1 protein-coding gene is annotated in these 631 nt (G+C 79.2%); it reads left to right on the plus strand.

What is annotated here, in order from left to right:
• On the plus strand, positions 1-631 hold a 631-nt coding region (locus F2B26_RS16675), incomplete at both ends, for a uroporphyrinogen decarboxylase/cobalamine-independent methonine synthase family protein (RefSeq protein ID WP_499679458.1).

Consider the following 631-nt stretch of genomic DNA (forward strand, 5'->3'; position numbering starts at 1 on the left):
CGGCTGGCCCGGCGACGACCCGCTGGCCGCCCAGCAGGTGGTCCTCGGTGAGCTCGCCGAGACTCCCGAGGGCGTGCAGGGGCTGCCGTACGAGGTCCGTCCGCCCGGGCGCGGGGCGTACGGCACGGCGCTGGCCCGCGCGGTGTCGATGCTCGTGGACCTGCCGGCGCAGCTCGGACCGCACGGCTGGGCGCTCGCCGACCGGCCCGGTCAGGACCTGGCCCGGGCGCGGGCACAGGTCCGCGAGGGCCTCGACGCCCTCGCGGTCGCCGGTGACGGGTACGCCGGGCCGTTCGTCGTCCCCGTGCTGGGGCCGGTGTCGCTCGCGGCGCAGGTGTGGCTGGCGCGCGGCGACCGCGGGGTGTCCGACCACGGCGCGCTGCACGAGCTCGTGCAGTCGGCGGCCGAGGGGACCGGTGAGCACCTGGCGGCCGTGCGCCGGGCCGTCCCAGGTGCGCAGCTGCGGGTGCTGCTGCTCGAGCCGCGGCTGGCCGATGTCGTCGGCGGGCGGGTGCCGACGTTCTCCGGGCGCGACCTGCTGCGTGCCGTCCCCGGCCCGGTGGCCGGTGAGCTGCTGGCGTCGCTGGTCGCCGCGGCGCGGACGGCGGGCGCCGAGCAGGTGGTGCTGCAC

The sequence above is a fragment of the Cellulomonas citrea genome (genome assembly GCF_009829685.1).
Classification (GTDB): Bacteria; Actinomycetota; Actinomycetes; order Actinomycetales; family Cellulomonadaceae; genus Cellulomonas; species Cellulomonas citrea.